The organism is Nostoc sp. FACHB-280, assembly GCF_014697615.1.
Lineage (GTDB): Bacteria > Cyanobacteriota > Cyanobacteriia > Cyanobacteriales > Nostocaceae > Nostoc_B.
On sequence record NZ_JACJSD010000001.1, the window covers coordinates 333660 to 348068 of the forward strand.

At 41.7% G+C, this 14409-nt stretch carries 8 protein-coding genes; 2 read left to right on the plus strand and 6 right to left on the minus strand.

Annotated features, from left to right (window positions below; genetic code table 11):
- Nucleotides 1-69: 69 nt before the first annotated feature.
- On the minus strand, nucleotides 70-966 hold the full coding sequence (locus tag H6G75_RS01375) for a DUF1338 domain-containing protein (protein WP_190978210.1): 897 nt from the start codon (nucleotides 964-966) through the stop codon (nucleotides 70-72).
- A gap of 227 nt (nucleotides 967-1193) precedes the next feature.
- On the minus strand, nucleotides 1194-2498 hold the full coding sequence (locus tag H6G75_RS01380; protein ID WP_190978211.1) for an acetyl ornithine aminotransferase family protein: 1305 nt from the start codon (nucleotides 2496-2498) through the stop codon (nucleotides 1194-1196).
- 378 nt (nucleotides 2499-2876) lie between these two features.
- Between H6G75_RS01380 and H6G75_RS01385 the strand changes: the two genes are divergently transcribed.
- Complete coding sequence (locus tag H6G75_RS01385; protein WP_190978212.1) at nucleotides 2877-4139, plus strand: hypothetical protein; 1263 nt, start codon at nucleotides 2877-2879, stop codon at nucleotides 4137-4139.
- 279 nt (nucleotides 4140-4418) lie between these two features.
- On the opposite strand, the gene H6G75_RS01390 is transcribed toward H6G75_RS01385, so the two are convergent.
- A complete protein-coding gene (locus H6G75_RS01390) occupies nucleotides 4419-4832 on the minus strand; it encodes a universal stress protein (RefSeq protein ID WP_190978213.1) in 414 nt (137 codons plus the stop codon).
- A gap of 88 nt (nucleotides 4833-4920) precedes the next feature.
- Between H6G75_RS01390 and H6G75_RS01395 the strand changes: the two genes are divergently transcribed.
- A complete protein-coding gene (locus H6G75_RS01395; RefSeq protein WP_190978214.1) occupies nucleotides 4921-6123 on the plus strand; it encodes a phosphoglycerate kinase in 1203 nt (400 codons plus the stop codon).
- A gap of 134 nt (nucleotides 6124-6257) precedes the next feature.
- Here the strand turns inward: H6G75_RS01395 and H6G75_RS01400 are convergent, their stop codons facing one another.
- The 3 genes from H6G75_RS01400 to H6G75_RS01410 all read right to left on the minus strand — a co-directional run bounded on the left by H6G75_RS01400 (nucleotide 6258) and on the right by H6G75_RS01410 (nucleotide 14409).
- A complete protein-coding gene (locus H6G75_RS01400) occupies nucleotides 6258-7154 on the minus strand; it encodes a hypothetical protein (RefSeq protein ID WP_190978215.1) in 897 nt (298 codons plus the stop codon).
- Nucleotides 7155-7306: 152 nt separating this feature from the next.
- Nucleotides 7307-10582 (minus strand): lamin tail domain-containing protein, encoded by a 3276-nt coding sequence (locus tag H6G75_RS01405; RefSeq protein ID WP_190978216.1) that lies wholly within the window; start codon nucleotides 10580-10582, stop codon nucleotides 7307-7309.
- Between the two features lie 182 nt (nucleotides 10583-10764).
- Nucleotides 10765-14409: a TonB-dependent receptor gene (locus H6G75_RS01410; RefSeq protein WP_190978217.1), complete on the minus strand. Its 3645-nt coding sequence runs from the start codon at nucleotides 14407-14409 to the stop codon at nucleotides 10765-10767.

Consider the following 14409-nt stretch of genomic DNA (forward strand, 5'->3'; position numbering starts at 1 on the left):
GTTCTCGAAATTCTTACCCCCATACACCCTTACACCCAATCTTCATAGGAATCTATATAAGGAGGACACTTAGGCTATTTTTCTAGTCATTTCAAACAAATGTTGAGCATTTCTGCCCAAAAAAGCCTGAAATAGTGCTGGTTTACCAGGTTCCGACTCTACTATGTAACGCTGGGCAAGTTCATAATAAGCGTAAGTCCAAGGTATTTGGATTTCTGCTTGACTGTTGTTATCTAAGACTGTCACCATTTCTGAGACGGCGTGAGTTGCAGTTTGGCGCAAACCACAAGTTAAATCACCTTCAATTTCGGTTTTCATCGGGACACCTAATTTCGCTAAAGCCTCAGCAGTAGTATCTATATCAGGATATGCAGGGGTATTTTGGCGGTTAATATATCCTGTAAAGTGATTGACGGCGTAACCATGCAACAATACCCAAGCGCCATATTGAGTGATTTTGTTCACTTCCTCCACAACGGAACGTTGGGGAACTTGCCAAGGACGAGAAAAGATTTGCTTTAATTGTTTTTTATCTGAGAAAATAGGTGTCCAGAAAGAAAGCATTGTGTCAGGAATTTTTGAGACTGTTTGATAAATGAGTTGGGCAATATTTTCTGGTAATTCATCAACAATTAATTCACTAATAAAAAGTTTGGGTAAGTCAAATTCTACTGCTTGGGGATGTTGATAGTGACGCGCATAAAGATGGGTAGCGGTAAATGTATATTCACCCGCAACTTCGTAACCCAATGCTTCAGCTATTTGTGCTAAGTGATTGATACCTAAGTTAATTTTTCCTTGGGGAGTATCGACTAGCAACCGCAAAGAACGAAAAGCAATATGGTCGTTAGCGACGGTTCCACCCGCATTCATAATCATTTTTTCGTAAATTTGAGCATAATTGACTCTGGCTTTGTATTCTTGCCAAAGTGCTTCCCAGAGATAAGATGCGAGTTCGGGGGTCATAATTTTTCACGCAGAGGGGTAGGGGACAAGGGGGACAAGGGAGACAAGGGGGACAAAGGGCAATACGGTTCAGTTAAAGCTAAAACTCTTTATCAAAGACAAATTTTTTAACGAACCGCCAAGTACGCCAAGGACGCAGAGAGAAGAAAGAAGAAAGAAATGCTTAACTGAACTGTATTGGGACAAAGGGAGCAATCTTTCTACCTTGTCTACCCCCTCTACCTTGTCTACTCAGCACTTTTGAGAATATCAGAGAGAATATTTAGGGCGGTTTGTATTTGGTGACTGTCAATAATTAAGGGTGGACAAAAACGAATGGCGGCTTTTCCACAACCAAGTAATAATAAACCGCGTAAAAAGGCTTCTTGGATGATGCGATCGCGTAATTTACTATCATAGTTACCAGCTGCATCGACTAAATCCACGGCTACCATCAAACCTTTACCTCTAGGTAACGACATTTTGGGAAATCTTTGATGTAACTGGGTTAAGCCAGCTTGTAATAGTTCGCCCATTTGGGTAGCGTTGGTTATTAAGCCGCTTTCTAACAGTCGCAATGTTGCTAAAGCCGCCGCACAAGCCACAGGGTTGCCGCCGAATGTGGTAGCGTGGGAACCAGGAGGCCAAGTCATCAATTCTGGGCGGGCGAGAATTGCGCCGAGGGGTAAACCACTGGCAAGACCTTTAGCGGTGGTGATAATATCGGGCATTACACCCCAATGTTCAATAGCAAATAAGCGGCCTGTACGCCCCATCCCTGATTGCACTTCATCTACTACCATTAATATGCCGTAGCGATCGCAGATATCTCGAATTCTTTGCAAAAATCCATCTTCAGGGACAATATAACCGCCTTCGCCTTGAATTGGCTCAACAAAAATCGCTGCGACTTCCTGGGGCGGTAGTATGGTATGAAATAACTGGGTTTCTAAATAATCTAAACTGGCGTGTGTGCCGTAAGGAATGTGAGTTACTCCCGGAACTAACGCCCCAAAGTTAGCCCGTTGCACTGTTTTAGAACCAGTCAGGGACATTGCGCCGTAGGTACGTCCGTGGAATGCACCCAAAAAGGCAACGATGAGCGATCGCTTGGTGTAATATCGAGCTAGTTTAATTGCGCCTTCGTTGGACTCCGCCCCAGAATTGGTAAAAAATACCTTTGCACCTTCAGGAAAGGGAGCGCGAAAAGCTAATTTTTCCGCTAATTCCACCATTGGTTCATAATAAAAATCCGTCCCTGACATGTGCAGCAAACAAGCCGACTGTTCTTGAATAGCTTGCACAACTTCTGGGTGGGCGTGTCCAGTAGCGGTGACAGCAATACCAGCTGTCATATCTAAAAATACATTGCCGTCCACATCTTCCACCATACAGCCTTGACCGCGAGCCACCACTAAGGGATAGTCGCGGGTATAAGATGGGGAAGTTACAGCGCGATCGCGTTCTACAATTGCTTTAGCGCGAGTCCCTGGTAAAACTGTCACCAAACGCGGCACTCTAGGTAAAGGTTGATTAATGGAGATACTTAACATTTTTTAGATTTTTTTTAGATTATTGATGATTAAACTGTCATGTAAGATTTTTGACAGTATCATTTGCTGCTATTTGTACAAATGTTACGTATTGACAGAACAACGGTAATATGAGTTATTTTCTTCTGGATAAATACTGTAAATTTTCCATGAATCTTCCGCACAATTTATCACCAGAGTTTCATGACTCTTCTCTTACCGAGTATCTATTTATTAGCTGATGATGGGAAGTACTGAATTTTGTGAGCTTGATTTTAGCAAGATGAACTTAGTTATAATGCCACTATTGTAATCACGGTTACTGGATTGTCAAATTAATATCGCCCAGATATTAAGCAAGTGTAATTATTATTGATTAATAGCAATTTTTTCGAGCCTATGAGTAACTTTTTGCGTCACACACTCAATCTGTCTTTGGGTATTACTTCCTTATTAACTGCTATATTTGCTCATAGCTATTTTCCCTCACAGTTAAAAAACATACAACTCCCATCATCAGCAAATAGTCAAGATAATTCTGCTCCATCTCAACCGCAAATTTCCTTGGCTGGAATGCAAAATCTGAGCCTGAATGCACCTGATAAATATGCGGCTGGTGTATCTGTTGGCTATCCCGTAATTGACGAGTGGAAGAATTATAAATTTAGTATTAATGGGAATCAAATTTTATCGACAACTAAATTACCAACCAGCAAAGTTAATTTTAATCAAACAGATTTATTAAGTACCCTTGTCAATACCCGACAATATTTCAAAGACCACGCTACAGATGACCCAGATATTCAACGTAAAGGTGTATTAGGAACTCAAGGAGTCAGTGTCGAAGATGTTCTTAAAACATTAGATTTCATGATTGTTGTCTTAAAAGAAGACATAGCAAATAATCGCCCGACACGTCTCCAAGACCCGAATTTTATCAATCAAAATTTTCGGGTAATTAAGTGGAATGCTTATAACAAGCAAAATACTCGTCAAAAACAGCTACGCATCACCAAATATGCAGTATTTACCCATACGGGTTCTCATACTAAAACAGCTAAATTTAATACAGCAATTTATAGTTTAAAAGATAACGCAATTACAGATAAATTTTATACTCGTTACACCAAGCAAGATGTTTTATCCGGTATTTATGAACAAGGTGGTAAAGAATTTGGCAAAGTTCAACCATTAGCTTATCTCACCCGTGACGGCTTAGAAGAAGCTCTTTTACAAGGTACTATCTTGATTAAATTTACCGATGGTTCTCAAGCATTCTTTAATGTCGATAGAAATAATGGGATGTCTTATGTCCGGGGCTTAAAAGGAACAGCCCAAAAGCGTTATTGGTATTTTAAAAAAGTAGATGCCATTAAAGGTTATGGTCACAAAATAGATGCCAAAATTTCAATTAAACCAGGAGTGACTTTTGCTGGCGATGTCCTCAATGTTGGCTTAGGTAAAGTAGTCGTTATAGAACATAACCAAGGTGGGCGTAAAAATCTCAGAATGGGAGTAATTGCCGATACTGGTGGAGCCTTTTTACCCAATCTTTACCAACTCGATTTTTTAGCAGGAATTTTTCAAAATCGCCAAGAATTTAACCAGTATATTCAGCAATTACCTGAGTATGTTACAGCCTATTTTTTAGTCAAAAAATAACTGATTTTAATGGCGTTGCTGAATCAGGGGATGATTTCGCTCAATTTGGAACGAGCTTTCAATGGTTTCAACCGCCCATTCATCCCGCATTTATGCAACGCCATTTTAATTTGTAGTGACGTGGCAAAGCTAAAATAGTGCATAAACTCTTGTGCTGTGGGCCGCCTACCCACATTGGACAGGCCAGAAGCCCATCCCACAAGACAGTTATAATGCCATACTCAAGGCTTGCCACGACATATACTGTCACCTGTAACCTATCACCTATCACCTAAGAAACTAAGGCACAATCAACACTGGACAAGGAGAAAGATTAATCACTCTTGTTGTCACACTGTCAGTTGCACCTTCATCAGTTAAGCCAAGCCCGCGACAGCCCATAATAATTAAATCCGCGCCAATTTCATCAGCCACATCACAAATAGTAAACGCTGGTTTTCCCTGTCTTTCTAGAATTTCAGACTGAATACCTTGCTGTGAGAATAAAGCTTGGGCATTTTCTAGCAGTTTAGCAACTACTTCTGGCGACACCATCGGATCAGGACTTGGTGCTGGCGTTTCTGTGGCGGTTTCCTCAACCACAGATAGCAAAACCAAGCGGCTTCCGTACTTCTGCACGACATTAGCCACTACATCAGCAGCTTCCCGTGCTTCCCGACTTTGATCGATTGGAAATAATACTGTCTTAAACATATCTCTCCTCCGCACCCCAGACTCCGGTAAAATCTTGATGGTTATACTTTCAAAACGATAACAAAAAGGCAATCAGGAGGGTTTGGCTGTGTCCAAAAAAACTTTAGCAAGTTTATCTGCGGCTGATATTTCTGGTAAACGCGCTTTTGTGCGAGTTGACTTTAATGTGCCTGTGGATGACCAAGGCAACATCACAGATGATACTCGCATTCGCGCTGCTTTACCAACCATTAAAGATTTGACGCAGAAGGGCGCTAAGGTCATTCTAGCAAGCCATTTTGGTCGTCCCAAAGGTGTTGATGAAAAATTGCGTCTCACACCTGTTGCCAAGCGCCTCTCTGAGTTGTTAGGGCAAGAAGTTGTTAAAACTGATGACTGTATTGGTGATGAAGTGGCGGCTAAAGTCGCGGCGTTAGCAAATGGCCAAGTGCTGTTACTAGAAAATGTCCGTTTCTACAAAGAAGAAGAAGGAAATGATCCAGAATTTGCGAAAAAACTAGCTTCTAACGCTGATTTTTACGTAAATGATGCTTTCGGCACAGCACACCGCGCCCATGCTTCTACAGAAGGTGTGACTCATTATCTGAGTCCTTCTGTGGCTGGATATTTGATTGAAAAAGAATTGCAATACCTCCAAAGCGCGATTGAAAATCCTCAACGTCCTTTGGCTGCAATTGTTGGTGGTTCCAAGGTATCTAGCAAAATCGGCGTGATCGAAACTCTCCTAGAGAAGTGCGACAAGCTAATCATTGGCGGTGGAATGATTTTCACCTTCTACAAAGCCCGTGGTTTAAATGTTGGTAAGTCTTTGGTAGAAGAAGACAAGCTGGAACTAGCAAAATCTTTGGAAGCCAAAGCGAAAGAAAAAGGTGTTACCTTCTTGCTACCTACAGATATTGTCTCGGCGGATAAATTTGCCCCCGATGCCAATGCAACTACTGTCAGCATTGAGAATATCCCTGCTGATGGTATGGGCTTGGATATTGGCCCTGATTCTGTGAAAGTCTTCCAAGAAGCTTTAGCTGATTGCAAGACTGTAATTTGGAACGGGCCTATGGGTGTGTTTGAGTTTGATAAATTTGCTGTCGGTACAGAAGCGATCGCACATACTCTTGCAGATATCAGCAAAACAGGTACAACTACCATTATCGGTGGTGGTGACTCTGTTGCGGCTGTAGAAAAAGTAGGTTTGGCTGATCAAATGAGCCATATTTCTACCGGTGGCGGTGCAAGCTTAGAATTACTCGAAGGCAAAGTTCTGCCCGGTATTGCAGCTTTGAATGATGCGTAATTAAAAGTATGTAGACGCGTAGCGGCTCGCCGCAGGCTAGGGTGAAGTATGAAGTGTGAAATTTCATGCTTTCATCTTCATACTTCATTCCAAATTGCTAAAAGCCTGACTATAAAATTTTTTCATTTCAGACTTCAGGCTTTTTTTGCCAGCCACAAAGCTAGATTACGAACATAAGTTTTAATATCTTCTACAGCCCGTGGCTCGTTTTTCATCCCATTGCCAGGTGGTTCATCCACAAAACTAGGACAGCCTTTAGTAATATCCCAGTTGTAATCCACAAAATGATGAAAACTGGAAGTAGCGACAGTACGTCCTAAATTATTACCTTGTGCATCTTGGTAATGATCAACTGCCACAATTAAATTGAAATCACGACCTGTGATTAAGCTTTTTCCTAAAGCAATTACCTGCGCCTTGGGATTACTGGAAGGTATACCAATTCCGCCTTCATGGGGATGTGCTGGAAAAAATTCAATTACACCTGATGGTGAATTTGGATTTTTTAATAGTTCGTGAATTGGTTCAACAACAGTGATTTGTTGATAATCACCATTCGCGCCTGAATGATAGTTAGGCCAAGAAATATAAGTTGTATAGGGGTCATCTCGACACCAACGAGATTGATCTGGGTCAGGATTTTTGCTATTGAAATAATGAATCTCGCCAATATCAATTAAATCGCACATAGAACAGCCCATATCTTGATGGTCGCGGGTGGTTAAAATTCCGCCCCCACGTTGGCGAAAAGCGTTAATTCCCGCAATATCTTTGGCGGTTAAACCATCACCAACATCTAAAGCAAATAACCAAAGTTCATCAAAATCAGATTGGTCAAGGCTTCCTAAAATCGGATCATTGCCTTCGGCATCGGAAATGCGATCGCGTGCTACAACTGTAAATAAAAAATTACCCGCTTCATCTTGAATAGAGGCTAAATATTCCTGTAGCATTGAAAACCGGAAAATGCTCCAGTCGTTTTCAGTGGTGGGAATTGTTGTTTGTAAAAGAATCTTAATTGGTTCTGCCATACCCTGTAAAAACTGCGGCAATACTCTACCTAACACACAATAGAGTATAGGACTTAATCACAAAAGTTGCCTGTTAAGAATAGGTGTAAGGGTTTTGAAGACTTACACCCTGGCACCCAATTGTTACAGACAAACTTTCTGTATAAATCCTGTTAGTTTATCTTGACACGGAACCTAATAAAACCATAAGAATTAGTTGGTGTGCCTTTTCCCGTCGCCGCAGGTAAGCTCGTTAGACTAGAATTGGTAACATTGACTACTACAGCCCCATTTGTATTATTACCGCAGTTCGCAGGTGTAGATGAATCATTGGCAGCGTAAAAAGCGCCTCGATCAGCATCTGCTGTGTTACTAAAATAAACAGTGGGTGTAGTAGAACCAACAGCCATTGCAATACCTTGGTTTCCTCCGGAAACACCATCATTTGGAGTTTGACCATTAAAAGCTGTGGTAATAAAAGTACTATTAGATGGGATTAAATCACAGAATTTGACATTATTAGCACTATTGCCACCATTAGAGAGAAAATAAATTGTATATTCGACTTCATCCCCTGGCTTGATAGCACCAGCATTTATTTGCCCTCGCAAGTAGTTACTAGGCCATTTGCCATCATTATCATCAGTATCGTAAGGTGATGGAACGTAATCGGTGGCACTTGTAGCGACATTACTACGACCATCCACAACATTAGTTAAAGCTTGATTATTAATACGGGTAATTCGTTTGACTAATACTAGGTTTGCCTTACTACCGTTATTATTTACACCAACGCTAGTAATGCGATTACCAATAATATCCGTATCTCTAGTTGGTAAATAAGTGGAACATCTGCTGCTGGAATTGGTACTGGTAGATTGTTCCCAACAAGCACTAGTATTGGTATCGTTACCATTTGCCGTCAAGCTAATAGACTGACCATCACTGGCATTATCAAGGGATGATTGATAAGTATCGTCCCAAAGATTCAGAGAACTAGGTGGAGGTGTGTTAATTGCACCACTAGAACCATAAGCAACATAATCAATAATTTGATTTTGGCTATCGTACAACCAGACATCATCACCGGTGTTAGTCAGTCGAGTTGAAACCCCTAGCCAATCTTGAAACGCTGCATCTGAAGCTTGAGTGTTGGAGTTTTTAGAACCTATCCAAATAACGGCGTATTCTCCTGGTTTTAAAGTTGTGCCACTGGGAAAGGTGTAATTAAAGCTATTTGCTGTAGCCTCAACACTATTAACAATGAGATTGCCATCTGCTAATTTGACACCACTTAAATCAACAGTTGAAGAGGAAGCATTATAAAGTTCGATAAACTCATCATTTGTACTGGCACTGTTATTTGATCCTGTTTCGTTATATAGCACTTCATTAATAATAATTTTGCCGGCTTGAGGCGAGACTTTGTAAACATCAAAGCCGAAGTTTTGATTGGTTATCGCACTTCCAGAGACAGTAACTGCTAGGTCATTAGGTGTACCCAAAGAAAACCCTACAGGAATGTTGCTATTGGTGGTATCAACTTGAATTTTATAACTACCATTTGCCACACCGGTAAAAGTGTAATTACCAGAAGCGTCCGTACTAGTTACGGTGACAACAGAGTTATCACTAGCTTTGATTAGTTTGACATTAATCCCAGCAGGTAAAGTTGGTTCAACTGTATCAAAATCATCTCCGCGATCGGTATCTTCATATAAAGTGCCAGAGATAGTTGTACCAAAATTAATAATATTTAATGGTGTTGTTTCTGTATTACTGGGATAAAAAGTCCATAAATCTAGTCCTTTAGCGTCGCCAAAAGAACCAGTACATTTTACATTGGTGTTACCATTATTACCAAACTGACCAAATTTCCGGTCATTGTTACTGCTGTTAAACCCAGAAATTGGGTTGCTAAAAGCTGGGTTTGGTTGACCAACACCACAAAGTACATTACCTGGAACACCAACATTTGTACCGCCAATAGTTGTGTATCCGCGGTCATCATAAAATACAGTGGTATTTCCCAAGGGATTAGTACTGTTCAGCATTGTAATGGTCGGCCCACCAGAAAAGTTATTCTCTGCATCCAGTAAAGGAAAGTGATATTCCCCTGAATGAACCTTGACACGGACTGGATAGTTAGTTCCCACTGGGAAATTATCACCGCTATTATCTTTACCATTCCAACTCACAGACTGTAAGCCTGATACGTTCATCACACCTCTTAACACACGGTTTTGGCTGTTAGTCGGGTCAAAATTTGAGCCATCTCTACTAATAACGATTTCGTAGTTACCTGCTATGTTGGTGTTAAAAGTAAAAGTACCGCCTGTACCTAAAGAACTTGTATTGCCACTAGCAGTACCTAAAAAATTCAAATTACTTACACTGGGTACAGTAGGTGTAAGAGGAATACCAGTACCATCCAAGGTGCCATCAGGTCTGTAGCGATCAATAGATGACAGTGCTTGTGTATCTAAAGGATTCAAAAATGTGGCATATTGTGGGCGAGATAAGGTAGTACCCCCTTCTAGGGGACTTAGGGTATTATCTTTTGCCAGAACATTATGATAGAGGGGTGTCTTACCATCGCTATCATAAAATCCTACTTGGTTGCCGTAAAGAATGAATCCATTCGGGTCTGTACCTCTGAGCTTGATTTCATATTGGTAGCCATCTGTCGTGACTGGATAAACGGGAAAATTGAGATATCGACCGTTATCACCAGTAAAAAAGGCAAAATAGTAACTGAATAGCCTACCGTTAATATCTGTGGTTGAGCTGGCACTGCTGCGGACTGTGACATCCCAAGCTGCAACACTGGTACTTTGCTGACCATTAAAATTGTTGGCACTAGTTAACTCAATTTCACCTGTGGAGGCTGTCTCGTTGTTAGAGTTTTCTCCTGATGGGCCAGAAAAGACGATAGTATAAACGCCGGTGGTTGGTGCTTGATAAACACAAGGTATATAACCACTGGTATTACCTGTACCATCAGCAGAACGTGGCCCAGCTAACTCTAGAGTCCGGCTAGTAATTCTACCTGTATTTGTTCCTGATTGAGCCTTACAGCTAAAAGCCGCTGAAGAAGGAATGTTTTCGTTACCAACGAAACCGGTAACAGCGCCTGGGCTAAAAACCCGAATATCACCATTACTAACTTTGACCGCCGAAGACCCCATGAGAATATATTCGCCAGCCTGCGCGTAGACTTTGAGTAAAGTACGGCGCTGTACTATACCATAAGTACTATTACGCCATTCGATGTTAGCACGATTACCAGTAGCTCCACTAGGATAAAGTGTGCGGCTTCCTTCGGCTCGGACAGTTTGCGAGCAAACACTCAGGGCTAATAATGATAATCCTACACTGTTGAATAATCTCTGATAGCATTTTCGAGGTGTTTTTTTGGGTGCTAAAAGATGTTTGTACAGTAGATCCATTGCTGTGTCACTAGCTCCTGATGTCGATTGAATGATAGCGATCGCACCACTAAATTCCCGATATACTCAGAAATACTATTGGCGAAACATGACTAATTCATTTACCAAGTCTTTAGCTTTTAGATTTCCCAAAGTCTCGCTAAATCTACCACCAATTAGTTAAAAAGCTAGATTTATCAACTCTAACGTTGTGGTGGTGGGATTTTCTGCTGTCCAAAACCTTCAAATAATTCGTTGAGTTTCAAGGTTAAACCCAAATAAGGGCCACCAGCAGAACGCACACCGGAAAAATCTCGGTCATCAACTCTGCCAAAAGCATATCCAGCTGCTAAACGCAGATTAGGCGATAAATAATAACCAGTTTCGACAACAAAGCCTGTTTCACTATAATTACCTTGCCCTATCCAACGCGCCTCTCCTACTAAATCCATCTTGTATCCCAAGCGGTAAGTAGCTCTTAATTGCCCTAAATTCACGCTACTAGTCCCGACTAAATCGTTGGCTAGGTAAGATGTACTGTTCCGCAAAGCATATTTACCGTAAAATTCCCATTGCCAATTGGGTGCATAAATAGCTTCTAAAGCAAAAGTGTGGTCTTTAGAGCCTGTACCACTACCTAACAAAATCGTGTCAGGAATCACCGCTGGATTTTCTCGGTATTCATACCGCAGCAAAGCATTAAATTTATCATTGCTGGGGTCACGGTAAGCTAAACCGAGTTTGAGGTTTACCGTATCACCTAAGCCTGTGAGTTTTTGATTAGCTGAGTTTGCCTGTTGATACCTTGCTAAGGCTGTCAATGCTGGCGAAATTTTGCCTGTGGCTGCTGCCGAAATTACTGTATTAGAACCACTCGCAGAAGTGCGATGCTCATAACGCGCACTGGCTTGGAACTCAGGGTTATCACTGTATTCTAAGCCAGCACTGTAACTATCGCCACTTTCAAAACCAATTGATGAAGCGGCTTGACCGACTGTAAAAGGTTGGGCGTATTGTTGTCCTGCTCCGGTGCGGTTGAAGAAGTTGCCAAATACATGTTCATAAGCCAGATTCAGCCGCAAACCAGGAGCGATTGTCCAACGGTTATTTAGGCCAATAGCCCCTTGAGTTGTGAGTTGGTTAGCACCTCCTAAAATTGAGTAACGAGCCGTCAAAGTTGTATCTGTGCCGAGTTTATGCTCACCATTGATGCTTAAACTGGTGATCGAATTCCCACTCTGTTGACCACTACTGTAAAACTGTTGGGCGAGACTGATATTTACGCCAGGGATAGCTGCCCAATTCAAACCCAAGATGGTACGGTCTGGGTAAACAGTATCTGCACTGGAAGAGAGTGTAAGTTCATTTTGAGCAGCGAAGGTCAGGTTTTTGGCGATGGGAAAAGTCAGACGCGATCGCAATTGCTGGGAATCACTCGTTAAAGCATTCACCGGAATCCGATCTTCCCGATGGCGATGAATCCAATCAACATCAACCGTCGCCTTACCTAAGCGTTGTTGAATCCCGGCGGAAATTGTTGTTAAAGAGTTATCAACTTTACTCCCTGGTGTAGCTTCCGAACGTGGTGCAAATAGTTCTTCAAAAGTATCTAGTGGTTGGGGTGCAATTCCAAAGTTATCTTCGTGGTCGTATTGCGCCCGAAAATTGGTTGTTTGTGACAGTCTCGCTGTGACTTGTCCACCATAGCGAGTTTGTCCAGGTACAAAGCTAATGGTGGCATTATTAGCAAAGCCTGTATCAGCAAATCGATAATAAGCACGTCCTTGAATAGTATTGCTAATTTGTCCCTCTGCTTCTAAGCGGTAAGCTGCACCACTGACTTTGCCAATCACTTCTGAGTCATTTGTAGAATGAGCATATTCAGCTATTAGCCTGCCATTACTACCTAACGAAATCAGTGCATCTGCACCATACAGTTGAAAGTCTCGCACTCCTTGATTTTCTTGGACAAAGGTTGCACCTAACCAACTTTCTTGATTCAATGTGCGCGAGAAATGATACTGTAATCGACCTGCATAGATATTACTGTCAGAGTCTTGGCTGTCATATTGATAGCTCACTACAATACGTCGGACTAAGACTTGTCCAGTACTATCTATATCTGTACGAAGAATTGGTTCACGAAAAATTAATGTACCGCGATCGTAATCAATTTCGTAGTCTGGGCCGCGGCTAAGTTGTTTTCGTTGCAATACAGTACCAGGACGGTTTAGTTCTTCTAATTCCAAAAAGACATTTTCACTACCAGCGATGACTAACCTTCTGGAGAGGAAGTAATAACCACTCGTACCATCAGGCGCAATAGTATCTCGTTGAAAGCCTTCGAGATTATTGCCATAAAAGCCTGTAAATTGAAAATTTCCAAAATTGTAGTTAGTTTTAAAGCCGTGTAATTGACGAGTAATAGAGGTAAATTGCTGAGATATCCGAGCAAACTCTTCTGTGTCATAATCACCCCACATGAAATAATCAGGAGCCGCATTCGGAATTTTTGAGGTGCGTTCAAACCGCAAAAATACACTATCTATTGAGGGTGTAACAACATCGGTGCGGGAACTATCACCATAAACAGGATAGTTCTGCTCGTTAAATTGATAATTTCTAAATAAGCGATTGTCGCAGTTGCAATCTTCGTTAAGAGTGCGGGAACTATTATATGCACCGGTAAACAACCATTCGCCGATTGCACCTGTGGCAAATATCGCTGAGTGAAAATCTAATTGAGTGCGGGTATCTTTGTCAGGACGGACAAAATCTCGAAAACTGCTGTAATAATCTGTACCTCTTGCACCTAAACGGACATCGATAACGCCAGTTAATAAACTCGGACGCAAAGCCGTTTCAAATTGCAGTTGGGTAAAGGCTTCTAAATCATTGGTTATGGCACGAATGCGGACGGTTTGGGCTTTTAAATCAGAACGTAATGTAGCGGTAAACTCTCCAGCTTTCGCTTCTACCTGAAATCCTGGTTCATCAGGTTTGAAGTCCTTCCCGACTAACTCTCCCGCCGTTGGGATAACGGTCACAACAGCATCGCGGTTAGAGCGATTGCCATTTTCATCAATTAATTCACCACGAATAGTTGCAGTCGAACGTCCATCAGCCGGAATACGAGCTTCAACTGTTTCTAGTGTGAGCTTTTTTGGCGCACTCCGCACTATTATCCTGACTTTTAGCGATGATTCTGGTTTTCCGACCTCTTGTGCAGAGATGATATTTTCTCCGGCTTGGAGTGAGACACCATACCATGTCTGTGTGACTAAATTGGTCTGACTATCAGTTTCTGTCTGTCCAATTAATGTAGAATCTACCAGTACGCCGTTGACGCGCAATTCTACCTGACTACCATTAGAAAACTGCACACTCACGTTAGTCGCCGGAATATCTAGCACACTATCGGTAGATGGGTTAAGAATTTTGATCGCTGTATTTTGATTGTCTACAGATGCCGCAATTTTACGTAAGTTTTTAGGAATTTTAATATCAGTTGCTGGTTGAAATGGTTGTATGCTGGTTTTTGTGACAACAGGCTCAACCGCGGTCAGTTCGTTAATATTTGGCAACGAACTATCAATCTGATTGTCTTGTGCCAAAGGATTTTGCTCAGAAAGTTCATCAACTTCTCTGGAGGTGTTCACAGAAATCTGATTCTCTGCTGCGGCTGAGGTGGAAGCAGAGGGAAACTGATTCTGGAGATTATTTTCTGTTTCTGGTGTGAATGTTTGGGCTTGAACAACAGCCGGATACAAAACAACGCTGATTGCACCTGCTACAGCACCCATCAGCCTGAGATGAAATGTAGTTACACCGTATATTTGAGGTTTCAT